The sequence below is a fragment of the Pseudooceanicola profundus genome (assembly GCF_054919315.1).
Window position 1 is genome coordinate 2,438,118 of sequence record NZ_CM142898.1, and the last position, 15,653, is coordinate 2,453,770.

Sequence of the window (15,653 nt, forward strand, 5' to 3'; positions counted from 1 at the left end):
GAGGCAATCATGCTCAAATTCGCGACGGTTTCCACGATCGCATTCTCGACCATCGCCGGCTCGGCCATGGCTCAGACCGACATCAGCTGGTGGCACGGGATGGGCGGCCGCAACGGTGAGGTCATCAACGAGATCTCCCAGCAGTTCAACGACGCGCAGGATGCCTGCAAGCTGACCCCGCTGTCGCGCGGCACCTACGAAGAGGCGCTGTCCTCCTCGATCGCGGCCTTCCGCTCGGGCGAGCAGCCCAACATCGTGCAGGTCTTCGATGCCGGCGCTGCCACCATCATGAACGCCCCCGGCGCCGTGATCCCCGCCGAGGACCTGATCCTCAACGCGGGCGAAGAGTTCAGCCGTGATGCCTTCATCGCCGGCGTGCGGAACTTCTACGCCGACAGCGAAGGCAAGTTCGTGGGCATGCCCTTCAACTCCTCCGCGCCGATCATGTACATGAACACCGAAGCCTTCGAGAAGGCCGGTGTCGAAGCGCCCAAGACCTGGGAAGACTTCGAGGCCATCGCGCCCAAGCTGAAAGACGCCGGTTACATCCCGATGACCGCCTCGCAGCTGACCTGGATGATGGTCGAGAACTTCAAGTCGCGGAACAACCAGCAGTTCGCCACGAACAACAACGGCTATGACGGCGTCGACGGCACCCAGCTGATCGTCAACGACGAGAACACCGTGATGATGTTCGACAAGCTGAAGGCCTGGGCCGACGATGGCCTGTACGGCTTCTACGGCGCAGGCTGGGGTGACAACCTCAAGCCCTTCGAAGAAGGCAAGGTTGCCATGTGGATCGGCTCTTCGGGCTCCTTCGGTGGCCTGCAGAAGTCGGCCCAGATGCCCTTCACCGCCGATTTCATGCCCTACTGGGGCTCGATCGAAGGCGCCGGCACCCAGTCGTTCATCGGCGGCGCAGCCCTCTTCGCCATGGCGGGCAAGTCGGACGAAGAGAACGCCTGCACCGCGCAGTTCTTCTCCTTCCTGACCTCGCCGGAAGTGCAGGTCTACTGGCACGAGAACACTGGCTACGTGCCGATCACCGAGGCCGCCTACGAGCTGGCCAAGGAAGAAGGCTACTACGACGAGAAGCCGGTTGCCGAGGTTGGCATCAAGCAGCTGATGCTGCCGGGCGGCGAATGGTCCAAGGGCTACCGCCTGGGCTTCTACCCGCAGATCCGCTCGGTGATGGAACGCGAGTTCAACCGCATCTTCTCGGGTGAGACCACCCCCAAGGCCGCCTTCGACACGATCCAGCAAGAGGGCGACGCCCTGCTGGCCCGTTTCGCCAAGACCAGCGGCTGATCTGACGATCTCACACGAGGGAGGGCTCCGGTGACCGCACCGGGGCCCTTCCGGCATTCCGAAAGGGCCGCGCGACGCGGCCAGACGCAAAGGCGCTGCCCCGTGACCGACACTCCGATGACATTGCCGCCGAGCCCGGGCCTGATGGCGCGGCTGCGCGGCTTCTGGGAGGGCTCCTCCCGCAATCCCGCCAAGCGGGTCCAGTTCGACCGCCCGCTGACGCCGTGGCTCTTCGTGCTGCCGCAGCTGCTGATCGTGGCGATCTTCTTCTACTGGCCCTCCGTGCAGGCGGTGACCTCCTCCTTCTACCTCGAGGATCCCTTCGGCTTCGGCTCCACCTTCGTGGGGATGGACAATTACACCGATGCGATCTCCTCGCGGGAATACCGCCGGATCGCGGGCTTCACGGCCTTCTTCGCCGTGATGGTCACCGCGTTGTCGCTGTCCATCGGGCTGCTGCTGGCGGTGAAGGCGGACAAGGTCATCCGCGGGGCCTCTGCCTACAAGACGGCGCTGATCGCGGTCTATGCCATCGCGCCGCCGGTGTCGGGGCTGATCGGGATGATGTTCTTCGACATGCACATGGGCCCCTTCACCGAGATGGCCGCATGGTTCGGCTACGAGATGAAGGTGGGCATCAACTACAACGACACCGCCTTTGCGCTGATCCTCGTCGCGGTGTGGAAGCAGATCCCCTACAACTTCATCTTCTTCCTGTCGGGCCTGCAATCGGTCCCCGTCTCGGTCCGCGAGGCGGCGCTGATCGACGCGCGCTCGGGCTGGCGGCGGTTCAAGGACATCGTGCTGCCGCTGCTGGCACCGACGGCCTTCTTCCTGCTGATCATCAACATCACCTATTCGCTCTTCGACACCTTCGCGATCATCGACGTGATGGTGAAGGACAAGCCGGCGAACAACCCGATGACGCTGGTCTACAAGGTTTACCTCGACGGGTTCAAAGGCAACGACATCGGCGGCTCCTCCGCCCAGTCGGTGATCCTGATGGTCGTGGTGGCCGCGCTGACCGTGGCGCAGTTCCGCTTCCTCGAACGCCGCGTGCACTACGGGTGACATCATGCAGAGACTAAAACCCTTCGACCACCTGATCCTGATCCTCGGCGCGCTCTTCCTGTGCATGCCGGTGGTGATGGCCTTCGCCTCTTCGACCCACACCGCGATCGACATCCATTCCAACGGGCTTTACGTGACGCCCGGCAGCAACGGGGCCGAGACCTATACCAAGGTCCTGACCCAGCGCGGCGGCTTCACCGGCGAGGTGACCGGCCTGACCATGCTGATGAACTCCATGATCCTCGGCGTCGGCTTTGCCGTGGGCAAGATCGTGCTCTCGATGATGGCGGCCTATGCGCTGGTCTACTTCCGCTTCCGCTTTGCCACGCCGATCTTCTGGGTGATCTTCACCACGCTGCTGCTGCCGCTGGAGGTGCGGATCATGCCCTCCTATCAGGTCATGTCCGAGCTGAAGCTGCTGAACACATACCAGGGCCTGATCGTGCCGCTGCTGGCCTCGGCCACGGGCACCTTCTTCTTCCGCCAGTTCTTCAAGTCCGTGCCGGACGAACTGCTGGAGGCCGCGCGCATCGACGGGGCCGGGCCGGTGAAATTCTTCATCGACATCCTCGTGCCGCTGTCGCGCACCATGATGGCGGCCATCTTCATCATCATGTTCATCTATGGCTGGAACCAGTACCTCTGGCCGATGCTCATGACCACGGACGAGAGCTTCTTCACCCTGATGCGCGGGATCAAGACGATCCTTCAGGTCTGGGTCGGCAGCCAGATCCCCGACTACAACGAAGCCTTTGCCCTTGCCGTGCTGGCCATGGTGCCGCCCCTCGTGGTGGTGCTGGTGTTCCAGCGCATGTTCATCAAGGGCCTGACGGAAAGCGACAAGTGATGGGACAGATTTCCTTCAAATCCGTGGGCAAGACCTACGCCGGTGGCGTGACCGCCGTCTCTGACGTGACCCTCGACGTGGCCGAGGGCGAGTTCATCGTCCTCGTCGGCCCCTCGGGCTGTGGCAAGTCCACCCTGCTGCGCATGGTGGCCGGTCTCGAAGAGATCACCGACGGCGAGATCGACATCGCCGGCCGCGTGGTCAATCGGCTCGACCCGGCGGATCGCGACATCGCCATGGTGTTCCAGAACTACGCGCTCTACCCGCATATGACGGTGAAAGAGAACATGGCCTATGGCCTGAAGAACCGGCGCACCCCCAAGGCCGAGATCGAGACCCGCGTGGCCGAGGCGGCCCGGATGCTGGAGCTTCAGCCCTATCTCGACCGCAAGCCGCGCGCCCTTTCGGGCGGTCAGCGCCAGCGGGTGGCCATGGGCCGGGCCATCGTGCGCCAGCCTGCCGCCTTCCTCTTCGATGAACCGCTCTCGAACCTCGACGCCAAGCTGCGCGTCTCGATGCGGATGGAAATCCGCAAGCTGCAGCGCCGGATCGGGACCACCTCGCTCTACGTGACCCACGACCAGCTGGAGGCCATGACGCTGGCCGACCGCCTCGTGGTGCTGAACGGCGGCAAGGTGGAGCAGATCGGCAAGCCGCTGGAGGTGTATCACCGCCCGGCCTCGACCTTCGTGGCCAGCTTCATCGGCTCGCCCGCCATGAATCTGCTCGACGCCCGCGTCGAGGGCGGGCAGGTCTGGCTCGGCGGCGCCGCCATGGGGCCCGCCGGTCGCGCCGAGGGGCCGGTCACGCTGGGCATCCGGGCCGAGGACCTGCGCTCCGCGCCCGCCTCGCAGGGCGTTGCCCTGAAGGTGGAGCATGTGGAGGAACTGGGCTCGGGCCGGGTGGTGCATGGCCACGTGGACGGCCAGACGCTGGCCGTGGCCATGGCGCCGGGTCTGCCCATCGGGGACGCGCTGCACGTGGGCGCCGCGCCCGAGGCGCTGCATCTCTTCGACACCACCACCGGGCGGCGGATCGAGACCCGCACCCGCGCGGCGGAGCTTGTCCAGTGATCACCAACACCGTGGCGGAGCTTCAGGCGCCGCCCCTGCCGGACCTCTCGGGCGTCACCCGCGACGTGCCGACCCATGACGCCCTGATCGCCGACCTGCCCTGTTTCCAGACGCTTGAGGCCGGCGGCAGCGCGCCCTCGGCGCCGCTGGCGCTGCCCGTCACCGTGGGGGCGTGGAACCTTGAGCGTTGCCTCTTCCCGGAGGCTTCGGCGCTGAAGGTGGCGGATTGCGATCTGCTGCTGCTCTCCGAGATGGACAGCGGCATGGCGCGGACCAAGCAGCGCAATACCACCGCCGCCGTGGCCGAGGCCAATGGCTATGCCTACGCCTACGCGCTGGAGTTCCTCGAAATGGGGCTCGGCTCGCCCATCGAGCATGAGTTCTGCGACGACGACCACAACCTGTCGGGCTTCCACGGCAATGCGGTGGCGGCGCGGACCACGCTGGTGCGGCCCTTCGCGCTGCGGCTCTCCGGCCATCGCCAGTGGTTCACCGACGCCGAGCAGCCCCGTCTGGGCGAACGGGTGGCCGTGGGCGCGGTGGTGGAAACCTCCGCCGGGCCGCTGCTCGCGGTCTCTACCCATCTGGAAAGCGCGGCGGGGCAGGGGCACCGGCGCGACCAGATCGCCGGGCTGATTGCCTCGCTCGATGACGCCTTTCCGGGGGTGCCGGTGCTGATCGGGGGCGACCTGAACACCGGGAACCACAGCGACGGCACGTGGCGGGACGAGGAACTCTTCGACGTGGCCCGGGACTCGGGGTTCATTGTCCATGGCGGGCCGGAAGAGCAGATGACCACGCGGCCCTCGCTCATCACCCGCTGGCCCGACCGGGCGATGAAGCTGGACTGGTTCCTTGCGCGCGGTGTCACGCTGGAGGCGGTGGAGATCCGCAGCTCGCTCGACCCCAATGGCACGCCGCTCTCGGATCACGACGCCATCGTGGCGCAGATCACCGGGCTCGGTTGAGCCCTCGCAGTCGGGCGCGCAGGCGCCCGGATGTCTTTCGCTGGCGCGAAAAACTCTTATTGTACAATGGACAAGATGCGGAAAACGTTGTATAATTCCGCCTATTGATTGAGCAGTCGCCCCCTTTGACCCGCCCGAAATGGGGGGCTTGCTGTCAGGAACGGGCTTGGCGGAACGCTTCGTAGAACTCGCTCTGAACCTGGACGTGGCGACGGATGAGTTTGCTGGCGCGATCCGGGTCATGGTCAATCAACGCATCCAGAATCGCCCGGTGTTCGGTCATGGATTTGACCATCCGGCCATCGTGTCCCAGCTGAATGCGTCTGTATGAGGCAAGCCGCTCCTGCAATTTGCGCGTTTCTTGTGCAAGAAATGCGTTGCCGGAAGCTTCGTAGATCAGCGCATGAAAGGCCGCGTTTTCCGTGTAGTAGGTGGCAACGTCCGCTGCGCGGAAAGCGGTTTCGCAGCGCACGAGGTGGTCCTCCATCAGGATCAGCTGGGCGCGGGTCGCGCGGAGCGCGGCAAGGCGGGCGCACCAGGCCTCCATCTCTGACATTACCTCAAACATTTCAACTACTTCGCTGAATTTCGGCAGGCGCACGAATGCCCCCCGGTTGCGCCTGATTTCAACGTGGCCGCGGGCTGAAAGCAGGCGGAAGGCTTCGCGCACTGGGGTGCGGGAGGTGTTGAATTTCTGTGCCAGCCGATTCTCGTCGAGCCGTTCGCCATCTTCGAAGCCACCAGCGGCAATGAGCTGCTCCAACTGGTCGCAGACCTGCTCTGATGTGCTCATTTTTTCATCAACCGCGGACATGGACAGGTTCCCTCGCATACTTTTGCGGGGAATTGTATGTAATCCGGCGATCCCATGGAAGAAGCATTGATCCCGAGCGGGCCGGTAAGGTTCACTCTCACGCATCAAAAACAAACCGACAGGGATGACATTATGAGCCTGAAGCGTTTCCTCTCAGCAGGGGCCATCGCACTTGCACTGCCGGCGACCGCCTCCTACGCGGACAAGGCAAACGACACGGCTGAAATCGTGTTTATGCGAGATCTCGACAATCCGGATCTGTACTACTCGACTGCGCGTTCCGCGGTGATCGCCGGTTTCCAAGCCTTCGACACGCTGTTCTACCGCGACACCGAAACCGGTGAATACGTCGGCAACCTCGCCACCGAATGGGAATGGACGGACGACGTGACCCTCAAGGTCGTCCTGCGCGAGGGCGTGACCTTCCACAACGGCGAAGCCTTCAACGCCGATGACGTGGTCTTCACCTTCGAGCATTTCGGTGGCCCTGATGGCGTCGCCAAGGGCCGTCCGGGCTTCAACTGGATCGAGTCCGTGGAGAAGGTGGATGACTACACCGTCATCTTCCACGCCAAGGCACCGTTCCCGGCCGCCATGGCCTACCTCGCCATGTCGAACTACATCTACCCGAACGAGTACTACGCCGAAGTCGGCTCGTCGAAGTTCGCCGAGAAGCCCGTTGGCACCGGCCCCTACATGTTCGACAGCATCGATCCGGGCAAGGGCTACGTTCTGAAGGCAAACCCGAACTACTTCGAGGGGCCCAAGCACAAGGCGCAGATCGGCACGATCAACGTCCGCACGATCCCTGACGTGAACACCCAGCTCGCCGAGATGATCGGTGGCAACGCGGACTTCCTGTGGAACATCCCGGAAGACCAGGCGCAGAAGCTGCAGTCCTCGGGCCGCGCCGAGATCATCAATGCGGGCGCCGTGCGCATCGGCTATATCACCATGGACGCGGCAGGCCGGACCGATCCCGAAGGCCCCTTCACCAAGAAGGAAGTCCGTCAGGCGGTGTCCTATGCCATCGACCGCCAGGCCATCAAGCAGGCGCTTCTGTCGGAGGCCAACACGGTCATCGACTCGGCCTGTAACCCGGTTCAGTTCGGCTGTGAAACCGACGTGACGAAGTACGAGTACAACCCCGAGAAGGCCAAGGAACTGCTGGCCGCAGCGGGCTACCCGGATGGTTTCACGACCAAGTTCTACGCCTACCGCGACCGTCCGATCACCGAGGCCATGCTGAACATGCTGGCCGAAGTGGGCATCAAGACCGAGCTGACCTACATGCAGTACGCCGCAACCGCGGAAGCGCATGGCAAGGGCGAGATCCCGATCACCTTCCTGACCTGGGGTTCGGGCTCGATCACCGACGTTTCGGCCATCACTTCGCGCTTCTTCAAGTTCGAGAGCCGGGATGACGCCCGTGACGAAGAGGTCAAACAGTGGCTGGACGAAGGCGACTCCTCGGTCGACCCGGAAGTCCGCAAGGCTGCATACTCCAAGGCGCTGAAGAAGATCGCAGACGAAGCCTACTGGCTGCCGCTCTGGACCTACTCGATCAACTACGCCCTGTCCGACGAGCTGGACTTCGTCCCGACCGAAGACGAAGTCGTCCGCTTCTACGACATGAGCTGGAAGTAATCGCACCACCGATGCCGGGCCGCGTCAGCGCGGCCCGGTGTTGCACATAATAAGACCCTAGAAAAGGGAAGGCAGAGGGACAGATGGTCCGGTTTATCCTGACAAAACTCGTTATGGCCGCCATGGTGGCGCTGACGGTTTCCATTATCAGCTTCGGGCTGGTCTACATGGCCGGCGATCCTGCGATCGCCCTGGCCGGCGAGACCGCAACCGACGAGGAAATCGCCGTCATCCGGGAACAATACGGCTTCGACCGTCCGATCCCCGTGCAGTACCTCGACTGGCTGGGCAACGCCGTGCGCGGCGATTTCGGCATCAGCTACTATTACAACATGCCCGTGTCGGACATGATCTTCAGCCGGCTTGGCACCACGGTGACCCTCGGCCTCTGCGCGATCAGTTTCGCGCTGCTGATATCGCTTCCGATGGGGGTGCTTTCGGCGATCAAGCCGAACTCCCTGCTCGACCGGGTGGCCGTGTTCATCGCGGTGGTGGGGGAGGCGATCCCCAGCTTCTGGTTCGGCCTGCTGCTGATCGTCCTGTTCTCGATCAACCTCGGATGGCTGCCGGCCTCCGGCTCCGACAGTTGGCAAAGCTTCATCATGCCGACGATCGTGCTTGGCTACTACGCCACGCCCGCCCTGATGCGACTGACCCGCGCGGGCATGATCGACGTGCTGTCCTCCGACTACATCCGGACCGCCAAGGCCAAGGGCCTGCGGCCGCGCAAGGTGCTGTTCAAGCACGCGCTGCGCAACGCGGTCATTCCCGTGGTTTCGCTGGCGGCGGTGCAGATGGGCTTCATGCTCGGCGGCTCCATCGTGACCGAGACGGTCTTCGCGCTGCATGGCGCAGGCTTCCTCGCCTGGCAGTCGATCTCGCGCAACGATCTGTCGACGATGCAGGCGCTGATCCTGATCTTCTCGATGTTCTACATCGTCTTCACCTTCCTGGCCGACGTGCTGAACGCCTGGCTCGACCCCCGTCTGCGGAGCGGCTGATCCATGTCCACCACCGATACTTCTGCCTCTGAAGGCAAGACCGTGACCCAGAAGAAAGAAATCACTCCGCGTCAGGCGCTGATGAAGCGCGCGCTCAAGAACCGCAACCTCATGGTGTCGGGCGGCATCCTGCTGCTGATCGTGCTGATCGCGATCTTTGCGCCGCTTCTGGCGCCCCATGACCCCTACAAGCAGAACCTGCTCGCCCGCATGGTCCGTCCCGCCTTCATGGGCGGTGACAGCACCCACCTGCTGGGCACCGACGCGCTTGGCCGCGACATGCTTTCGCGTCTGCTCTACGGGGCCCGGGTCTCGCTCGGTGTTGGCCTGCTGGCCACGCTGATGTCGGGGATCATCGGCACCACCATGGGCCTGCTGGCCGGCTACTTCGGCGGCCGTATCGACCAGGTCGTCCAGTTCCTGATCAACGTCCGCCTCGCGCTGCCCGCGATCCTCGTGGCGCTGGCCTGCGTGTCGCTCTTCGGTGGCTCGATCACCGTGGTGACCGTGACGCTGGGCCTGCTGCTCTGGGACCGCTTCGCCGTCGTGATCCGCGCCGCCACCATGCAGCTGCGCAACATGGAGTACGTCTCGGCGGCGGAAGTGCTGGGCGCCCGGATGCCGCGCATCCTGCGCAAGGACATCCTGCCCAACGTCACCAGCCAGCTGGTCGTGATCGCCTCGCTCGAGATGGCCTCGGCCATCATGCTGGAAGCGGGCCTGTCCTTCCTTGGCCTCGGCGTTCAGCCGCCCACGCCGTCCTGGGGTCTGATGATCTCGGAAGGCAAGGAGATGCTGCTCTTCGAAAGCTGGCTGATCACGATCCCGGGTCTGTGCCTCTTCGTGCTCGTCTTTGCCATCAACGTCTTCGGCGACGGTATCCGCGATATCTCGTCCCCCGAGGGAAGGAACTGATCCATGAGCGACACGCAAGACACCGTCCTCTCGATCCGCAATCTGACCATCGACCTGCCGGAAGGCGGCGACCGGCCCCATGCGGTGGAAAACCTGAACCTCGACGTGAAGCGCAATGAGATCGTCTGCATCGTGGGCGAATCCGGTTCGGGCAAGTCGATTACCTCCTTCACCACCATGGGGCTGCTGCCCCGGGTGCTGAAACCCTCGCAGGGCGAGGTGCTCTTCGAGGGCACCGACGTGCTCAAGCTGTCGGACAGGCAGCACTCCAAGCTGCGCGGCAACCGCATGGCGATGATCTTCCAAGAGCCGATGTCGGCCCTAAACCCCTGCTATACGGTGGGGGACCAGATCGAGGAGGTCTTTGCCACCCATTCCAGCATGTCGAAGTCGGAGCGCCGCGCGCGCACGATCAAGCTGCTGGACGAGGTGCACCTGCCCGAGCCGGAGCGGATCTACCATTCCTTCCCGCACCAGCTCTCGGGCGGTCAGCGTCAGCGGATCGTCATTGCCATCGCCCTTGCCATGGACCCGGCACTGCTGATCGCGGACGAGCCGACTACCGCGCTCGACGTGACGACGCAGGCGCAGATCCTCAGCCTCTTCAAGCAGCTGAAGGAGACGCATTCGGCCGGCATCATGTTCGTGACCCACGACTTCGACGTCGTGGCCGAGATCGCCGACCGCGTGGTCGTGATGCAGAAGGGCCTCGTGGTGGAGCAGGGGACGGCGGACGAGGTCCTGAACCGGCCCAAGCACCCCTACACCCGTCAGCTGATCGACGCGGTGCCGCGCCGCACCCGCGAGGCCCCGCCCTCGATCGAGGGCAACGAGGTGGTGATGAAGGTCGTCGCGCTGGAAAAGACCTTCCACACCGCGCGCACGCTCTTTGCGCCGGCCCGCACCGTGAAGGCGGTGCAGGACGTGAACCTCGCGATCCGCAAGGGGGAGACCCTGGGCATCGTGGGCGAATCCGGGTCGGGCAAGTCCACGCTGGTGCGCTGCCTGATCCGCCTGACCGACATCGACGATGGCGCGGTCTGGATCGGCGGCAAGGAATTCTCACGCATTCCGCGCGGGCAGCTCCATGACTGGCGCAAGAAGATCCAGATCATCTTCCAGGACCCCTACGGCTCGCTCAACCCGCGCCGCACGATTGGCGACCAGCTGGTCGAGGGGCCGGTGAACTTCGGCGTGCCCCGCAAGGTGGCGATGCAGAAGGCCCGCGAGCTGCTGCGCATCGTGCGGATGGAGCAGGACGCGCTGCACCGCTATCCGAACCAGTTCTCGGGGGGCCAGCGTCAGCGGATCTGCATTGCCCGCGCCCTGATGGTGGAGCCGGAAATCCTGATCGCGGATGAAAGCGTCTCGGCGCTGGACGTGTCGGTGCAGAAGGAAGTTCTGAACCTGCTGGCCGAGATCAAGGAAGAGATGGGCCTGACCATGCTCTTCATCACCCACGACCTGCGCGTCGCGGCCCAGGTCAGCGACAACATCGTGGTGATGAACAAGGGCCAGATCGTGGAACGGGGCAACTCGGACCAGGTCTTCTCGAACCCGCAGAACGAGTACACCAAGAAACTGCTTGCCGCGATGCCGGGCCAGGGGTGGGAAGTTCCCGACATCGCCGCATTGGAACGGGCGGGGGCCTGACACAGCGCCCCCGGTCGGGGGCAGTGTCACGCGCTTGCCGGTTCCCGCCCGTCCAACCAAATCCCCTCGGGGCGCGGCCTTGGCTGCGCCCCAACTTACGACAGTGAAAGGAAAATCAATGTCTGTCCCTCTTTCCAAGGTCCGCAAGCTCGGCAACACCTACTACCTCTCGGGTGAGCTCGGCTTCTCCGCGCCCGGCCTTCTGGCCGAAGGCGGCGTTGCCGGTCAGACCAAGCAGTGCCTGGAAAACATCAAGGCCACGCTGGCCGGTGAAGGCCTGAGCCTCGACGACGTGGTCACCGCCACCTGCTACCTCGTGAACCCCTCCGACTTCGGCGCGTTCAACGAGGTCTATGCCTCCTACTTCGGCGATCCCAAGCCCTCGCGCACGACCGTCGGCATCGAGCTGATGCTGCCCGAGGCGCTGGTGGAAATCACCGTCATCGCCGAGGGGAAGTGATCCCCGCCCATGGCTGACGTCATCGTTCTCGGCGCCGGCATGATCGGCGTGTCGACCGCACTGGCCCTGCAGGCCCGCGGTCGCGATGTGCTCCTGATCGACCGCAAGGCGCCCGGGCGCGAGACCAGCTATGGCAACGGCGGCCTCATCCACGGTGAGGCCGCCGAACCCTATCCGATGCCGCGGGACCTCTCCGCGCTGTGGAACGTCGCGCTGCGGCGCGACAACAACATTCACTGGACCTTCGACGCGCTGCCGTCGCAGGCCCGCGCGCTCTTCGCCTACTGGTGGCACTCGCAGCCCGCGCGCCACATGGAGCTGTCGAAGACCTACCACGCGATCACCGCGCGCTCGCCCGCGGACCACCACGGGCTGATCGAGGCGTCGGGCGCCTCCGACATCATTCGCCACAAGGGGTACCGTACCGGCTTCGGCAGCAAGGACGGGTTCGACGGGGGCCGGGCGGAGGCGCAGGCGGTGGCCGATCGCTGGGGCCTGAAGCTGCGGGTGCTGAGCGGCGACGAACTGGCCGCCGAGGAGCCCGCGCTGACCCGCCGCTACGCCGGGGCGATCGAATGGCAGGATGCGATCTCCTGCACCGATCCCGGTGCGCTCGTGCAGGCCTATGCCGATCTCTTCACCCGTCGCGGCGGCAAGGTCGAGAAATCCGAGATCTCCGCCATCGCCCCGATCGGGGCCGGCTGGCGCGTCCATGGCTCTGCCGGGACCCATGAGGCCGGCGACCTGGTGCTCGCCGCCGGGCCCTGGACGCCGCGCCTGATCGCGCCGCTGGGGTATCGCCTGCGCATGGTACGCAAGCGCGGGTATCACCTGCATTTCAAGGGCGGCACCGCGCTCGACATGATCTTTGCCGATGCGGATCGCACCGGCGTGCTGATCCCCACGCGCATGGGCACCCGCCTGCTGACCGGGGCGCAGGTGGTGCGGGAAGGCGCCGCGCCGAACCCTGTGCAACTGGCCAAGGTCGAGGCCCAGACCCGTGAGTTCATCGACCTTGGCCGACGGGTCGAGGCCCAGCCCTGGCACGGCGACCGGCCCTGCATGCCGGACATGCTGCCGGTCGTTGGGGCGCTTTCGAAACACAGGGGCCTGTGGCTGAACACCGGCCACGGGCATCAGGGCTTCACGCTGGGGCCGACCACCGCCGAACTGCTGGCGGACGACATGCTGACGGGACAGACCGCCCATCCGGTTCTGCGCCCGGCACGATTGGGGCTCTGACCTGCGGGTCGGGCCGGATGACAGGAGAAGACGAGATGACCGATACGCCGAAACTGGCCACCGATCCCGCGGACCTCAGCGCGATCGAGGCCCGCAGCCTGATTGCCCGCCGCAAGCTTTCGCCGGTGGAACTGGCCGAGGCCTGCATCGCGCGGACCGAGGCGGTGAACCCGGCCGTCAACGCGCTTGTGGACTACGACTTCGAGCGCACGCTGGCCGAGGCCAAGGCCTCCGAGGCGCGGGTCGCCAAGGGCGAGACGCTGGGCCTCGTCGAGGGGCTGCCCTTCGGCGTGAAGGACATGATCGACGTGACGGGCCTCAAGACGACCCTCGGCTCGACCATCTACAAGGACAATGTCGCCACCAAGGACGACGCCATCGTGGCCGCCATGCGCGCCGCCGGGGCAGGGGTGCTGGGCAAGACCAACAACCCCGAGTTCTCGGCCGGGGCCAACACCCGCAACGCGGTCTACGGGGTCACCGCCAACCCGCATGACCTGACCAAGAGCTGCGCCGGCTCCTCGGGCGGGTCTGCCGTGGCACTGGCCACCGGCATGGCACCGCTCTGCACCGGCTCGGATACCGGCGGCTCGCTCCGCAACCCGGCCGCCTTCTGTGGCGTCGTGGGCTATCGCCCGACCCCCGGCGTGGTGCCCGGCAATACCCGCGGCCCGGCGCTGATCCCGCTGCCGACCTCGGGCCCGATGGCCCGCACCGTGGCCGATGCGGCTCTGATGCTGGCGGTGCTGGCGCGGCCCGACCGCGATGATCCCTACACCTATGTCTCCGGCGGCAAGACGCCCTGGGACCCGATGGCCTTCACCAACCTGCCGCGGGTCGACCTGACGACGCTGAAGTTCGCGATGACCGAGGACTACGGCTTCACCCTGACCGAGAACATCGTGCGCCGGGCCTTCCAGAAGACCTGCAAGGGCCTCGCGCCCTATCTCGGGCAGCTGGACGAGGGCACGCCGGACTGCACCGATTGCGACCGGATCTTTGCCGTGCTGCGCGCCGTGATGATGATGGCCGGTCACGAGGACCGGATGAAGCATCACGCCGACCAGATGGGCCCGAACGTGACCGCCAACTGGGAAGAGGGGCTGGGGTATTCCGGTCTCGACGTAGCGCAGGCACTGACCCAGCAGGGGGCCTTCTACCGCCGCTGGCAGGCCTTCTTCGAGACCACCGACTACGTGCTCTCGCCCGCCGTCACCATCTCGCCGCGCAACTGGCGCGAGCTCTACCCCGAGGAGATCGACGGCCAGAAGACCGAGAGCTACTACCACTGGCTGTCGCTGGCCTATGCCTCGACCGTGGCGGGCCATCCGGCGATCACCATCCCCGTGGGCCGCGACGAGGCGGGCATGCCCTTCGGCCTGCAGATCGTCGGCAAGCGCGGCGACGACCTCGGCGTGCTGGCCGTGGCCGCCGAGATCGAGGCGCTCTTCAAGGATGATGCCGAGTTCGGGATGCCCAAGGTGGACATCGCAGCCCTCAAGGCCGCGCCGAAACTCTCGGAGGCCGACGGTTTCTTCGGGTTCGCCTGAGCGGCAGGCTTCGCGCCCCTGTCGGGCGTGACGCCGTGAGTATTTTCGGAAAGATGAAGCCCCGGGGGACACCTCCCGGGGCTTTGTCGTGTCCGGCGCGGGCTATCGACGGAAGGGCAGGCCGCGCCTCAGGAAAAAGCCCGCAGGCGTTCCATGGGGATTTCCTTGATCGGGCGGGGTTCCTCCAGCGGGACGAAGGTCACCTGAAGCCCGGCCTCCTGCAGGTCGCAGATGGCGAAGCTACTGCCCTCCACCACCGAGAGCGCATCGGTCCGGGTCAGGTCCACCGTCGACTGGTGGCCGCTGGTGATCACCACCGGCACCCCGTGCCAGAGGCTCATCCGGTTGTAATGCACGTGACCGGAGAGGATGCAGAGCACCTGCCGGTCCGCGATCAGGGTCTGGAGGCGTGCGCTGTCCTCGGCGCTCAGCGTGGCCCAGGGCAGGCCGCCGTTGCCGGGGATCGTCTTGGGCGGGTGGTGCAGGACGAGGATCTTCGGCAGGTCGAGGTGCCGCCCGAGCGCGCGTTCGAGGACGGCGAACTGCGCCTCGTCCAGTGCGCCACCCACCTTGCCGGGCACCGAGGTGTCCAGCGCGATGACATGCAGCCCCGCGTGCACCGCCTCATGGTCCACCGGGCCGTCCGGGGCGGTGGCGTAGCCCTCGAAGACCGCGTGGAACGGGCCGCGCCGGTCGTGGTTGCCCAGGGTCAGCACCACCGGCATGTCGAGCCCTTCGAGAATGCGCTGCACGTGGCGATAGCTCGCCTCGTCGCCCACGTTGGTCAGGTCGCCAGAGGCGATGACGAGGTCGGGCGCCGGGTGCAGGCGGTTGGCGATCTCCACCAGCCGGCGCAGGACCGCCTCGGTGTCGCCGTGGCGCTCGGGGTCGTCGGTCTCCGGGGCGGAGACATGCAGGTCGGTGATGTGCAGGAAACGGGTCATCTTCTGTCCTTCGGAACGACGGGCGGGCCGCGTCCTCCACGCCACGCGCCCTGCCGGGAATTCTCTGCCCCGGCCCGGACCAGCATCCGCGCGGGCGGGCAAACGTCAAGGCCGGGTCCGGGTGGGCGGGCGAGGGTGGGCGCGGCGCAGGGGGGCGTCC

The 15,653-nt window shown here is 65.5% G+C and carries 14 protein-coding genes; 12 read left to right on the plus strand and 2 right to left on the minus strand.

Features of this window, described 5'->3' with window-relative positions; translation table 11 throughout:
- Positions 1 to 9 precede the first annotated feature (9 nt).
- The 5 genes from ACX9MO_RS11145 (at position 10) to ACX9MO_RS11165 (ending at position 5,267) form a co-directional block, all read left to right on the plus strand.
- The gene (locus tag ACX9MO_RS11145; RefSeq protein ID WP_462211885.1) at positions 10 to 1,308 is read left to right on the plus strand and encodes an extracellular solute-binding protein; all 1,299 of its coding nucleotides are present in this window, start codon (positions 10 to 12) and stop codon (positions 1,306 to 1,308) included.
- 102 nt (positions 1,309 to 1,410) lie between these two features.
- Positions 1,411 to 2,379, plus strand: coding sequence for an ABC transporter permease subunit (locus tag ACX9MO_RS11150; protein WP_315900515.1), 969 nt, complete (start codon positions 1,411 to 1,413; stop codon positions 2,377 to 2,379).
- A gap of 4 nt (positions 2,380 to 2,383) precedes the next feature.
- Entirely contained in the window at positions 2,384 to 3,226 is an 843-nt protein-coding gene (gene ugpE / locus ACX9MO_RS11155; RefSeq protein ID WP_222493740.1) for a sn-glycerol-3-phosphate ABC transporter permease UgpE, read from the plus strand.
- Positions 3,226 to 4,299: a sn-glycerol-3-phosphate import ATP-binding protein UgpC gene (locus tag ACX9MO_RS11160; protein WP_462211886.1), complete on the plus strand. Its 1,074-nt coding sequence runs from the start codon at positions 3,226 to 3,228 to the stop codon at positions 4,297 to 4,299. The genes ugpE and ACX9MO_RS11160 overlap by 1 nt, the downstream gene beginning before the upstream one ends.
- Positions 4,296 to 5,267 (plus strand): endonuclease/exonuclease/phosphatase family protein, encoded by a 972-nt coding sequence (locus ACX9MO_RS11165; protein ID WP_462211887.1) that lies wholly within the window; start codon positions 4,296 to 4,298, stop codon positions 5,265 to 5,267. Before ACX9MO_RS11160 ends, ACX9MO_RS11165 begins: the two co-directional genes overlap by 4 nt.
- A 154-nt stretch (positions 5,268 to 5,421) precedes the next feature.
- Here the strand turns inward: ACX9MO_RS11165 and ACX9MO_RS11170 are convergent, their stop codons facing one another.
- Positions 5,422 to 6,081, minus strand: coding sequence for a GntR family transcriptional regulator (locus ACX9MO_RS11170; RefSeq protein ID WP_462211888.1), 660 nt, complete (start codon positions 6,079 to 6,081; stop codon positions 5,422 to 5,424).
- 132 nt (positions 6,082 to 6,213) lie between these two features.
- Here ACX9MO_RS11170 and ACX9MO_RS11175 point away from each other — a divergent pair, with 132 nt between their 5' ends.
- The 7 genes from ACX9MO_RS11175 (at position 6,214) to ACX9MO_RS11205 (ending at position 14,549) form a co-directional block, all read left to right on the plus strand.
- A complete protein-coding gene (locus ACX9MO_RS11175; protein WP_462211889.1) occupies positions 6,214 to 7,728 on the plus strand; it encodes an ABC transporter substrate-binding protein in 1,515 nt (504 codons plus the stop codon).
- Between the two features lie 83 nt (positions 7,729 to 7,811).
- A complete protein-coding gene (locus tag ACX9MO_RS11180) occupies positions 7,812 to 8,729 on the plus strand; it encodes an ABC transporter permease (RefSeq protein ID WP_222493520.1) in 918 nt (305 codons plus the stop codon).
- A 3-nt stretch (positions 8,730 to 8,732) separates the two neighbouring features.
- Entirely contained in the window at positions 8,733 to 9,644 is a 912-nt protein-coding gene (locus ACX9MO_RS11185; RefSeq protein WP_222493519.1) for an ABC transporter permease, read from the plus strand.
- A 3-nt stretch (positions 9,645 to 9,647) separates the two neighbouring features.
- Positions 9,648 to 11,297, plus strand: coding sequence for a dipeptide ABC transporter ATP-binding protein (locus ACX9MO_RS11190; protein WP_462211890.1), 1,650 nt, complete (start codon positions 9,648 to 9,650; stop codon positions 11,295 to 11,297).
- Positions 11,298 to 11,415: 118 nt separating this feature from the next.
- Positions 11,416 to 11,757: a RidA family protein gene (locus tag ACX9MO_RS11195; protein WP_462211891.1), complete on the plus strand. Its 342-nt coding sequence runs from the start codon at positions 11,416 to 11,418 to the stop codon at positions 11,755 to 11,757.
- A 9-nt stretch (positions 11,758 to 11,766) separates the two neighbouring features.
- The gene (locus ACX9MO_RS11200) at positions 11,767 to 12,999 is read left to right on the plus strand and encodes an NAD(P)/FAD-dependent oxidoreductase (protein ID WP_462211892.1); all 1,233 of its coding nucleotides are present in this window, start codon (positions 11,767 to 11,769) and stop codon (positions 12,997 to 12,999) included.
- Positions 13,000 to 13,034: 35 nt separating this feature from the next.
- Complete coding sequence (locus ACX9MO_RS11205) at positions 13,035 to 14,549, plus strand: amidase (RefSeq protein ID WP_462211893.1); 1,515 nt, start codon at positions 13,035 to 13,037, stop codon at positions 14,547 to 14,549.
- 128 nt (positions 14,550 to 14,677) lie between these two features.
- Here the strand turns inward: ACX9MO_RS11205 and ACX9MO_RS11210 are convergent, their stop codons facing one another.
- Positions 14,678 to 15,493: a metallophosphoesterase gene (locus ACX9MO_RS11210; protein ID WP_462211894.1), complete on the minus strand. Its 816-nt coding sequence runs from the start codon at positions 15,491 to 15,493 to the stop codon at positions 14,678 to 14,680.
- Between the last annotated feature and the right edge of the window lie 160 nt (positions 15,494 to 15,653).

Excerpts from the sequence above, each read along its gene's own strand:
- ACX9MO_RS11145 (WP_462211885.1), top strand. The coding sequence starts at position 10 with ATGCTCAAATTCGCGACGGTTTCCACGATCGCATTCTCGACCATCGCC.
- ugpE (WP_222493740.1), top strand. The coding sequence starts at position 2,384 with ATGCAGAGACTAAAACCCTTCGACCACCTGATCCTGATCCTCGGCGCG.
- ACX9MO_RS11160 (WP_462211886.1), top strand. The coding sequence starts at position 3,226 with ATGGGACAGATTTCCTTCAAATCCGTGGGCAAGACCTACGCCGGTGGC.
- ACX9MO_RS11170 (WP_462211888.1), bottom strand. The coding sequence starts at position 6,081 with ATGTCCGCGGTTGATGAAAAAATGAGCACATCAGAGCAGGTCTGCGAC.
- ACX9MO_RS11175 (WP_462211889.1), top strand. The coding sequence starts at position 6,214 with ATGAGCCTGAAGCGTTTCCTCTCAGCAGGGGCCATCGCACTTGCACTG.
- ACX9MO_RS11180 (WP_222493520.1), top strand. The coding sequence starts at position 7,812 with ATGGTCCGGTTTATCCTGACAAAACTCGTTATGGCCGCCATGGTGGCG.
- ACX9MO_RS11185 (WP_222493519.1), top strand. The coding sequence starts at position 8,733 with ATGTCCACCACCGATACTTCTGCCTCTGAAGGCAAGACCGTGACCCAG.
- ACX9MO_RS11190 (WP_462211890.1), top strand. The coding sequence starts at position 9,648 with ATGAGCGACACGCAAGACACCGTCCTCTCGATCCGCAATCTGACCATC.
- ACX9MO_RS11195 (WP_462211891.1), top strand. The coding sequence starts at position 11,416 with ATGTCTGTCCCTCTTTCCAAGGTCCGCAAGCTCGGCAACACCTACTAC.
- ACX9MO_RS11200 (WP_462211892.1), top strand. The coding sequence starts at position 11,767 with ATGGCTGACGTCATCGTTCTCGGCGCCGGCATGATCGGCGTGTCGACC.
- ACX9MO_RS11205 (WP_462211893.1), top strand. The coding sequence starts at position 13,035 with ATGACCGATACGCCGAAACTGGCCACCGATCCCGCGGACCTCAGCGCG.
- ACX9MO_RS11210 (WP_462211894.1), bottom strand. The coding sequence starts at position 15,493 with ATGACCCGTTTCCTGCACATCACCGACCTGCATGTCTCCGCCCCGGAG.